This is a genomic window from Kitasatospora nipponensis (genome assembly GCF_039528135.1).
GTDB classification, from domain to species: Bacteria; Actinomycetota; Actinomycetes; order Streptomycetales; family Streptomycetaceae; genus Kitasatospora; species Kitasatospora nipponensis.
The window spans coordinates 1-566 of sequence record NZ_BAAALF010000982.1; the positions used below are offsets into that span (position 1 = coordinate 1).

Here is a 566-nt window from a genome sequence, read left to right on the forward strand (position 1 = left end):
CGCTGGCCGTGATGTTCACCCGCGTCTACGTCGGCGCCCACTACCCGCCGGTGGTGCTGGCCGGGGCGGCCCTGGGCGCGGGCACCGCGGCGCTGCTCGGCCGGGTGCTGCCCCCGCCCGCGGCCACGCCGCCCGCCGGGCCGAGCGGGCCACCCGGCCCGGTGGTCCCGCTGGCCGCGCTGGCGGACGGCGCGGGCCTGCACGTGGTGGTGAACGCCGGCTCGGGGCAGTCGGCCCTGCCCGGCCTGCCCGACCTGCGCACCGGCGCCGCGCGGGCCAACCCCGACGAGGTGCGGATCCGCGCCCTGCTGCCACGGGCCGAGGTCGAGTTGTGCGAGGAGGGCGAGGAGTTGGCCGCCCTGCTGGCCGACGCGGCCGGCCGGGCCCGCCCGGAGGGCGGCGCGCTGGGCGTCACCGGCGGCGACGGCACGGTCAACCTGGCGGCGGGCCTGGCCCCCCCGCCCGGGCTGCCCCTCGCGGGCTCCCCCGCCGGCCCCCCCCCCCCCCCCGCCCGCGCCAAGGACGTCATCAAGTCCGGTGGTGAGTGGATCAGTTCGGTCGAGCTG

Annotated in this window: 1 pseudogene; it reads left to right on the plus strand. The window is 81.3% G+C overall.

What is annotated here, in order from left to right:
• A pseudogene (locus tag ABD323_RS44445) lies at positions 1–566 on the plus strand (hypothetical protein); the annotation flags it as partial.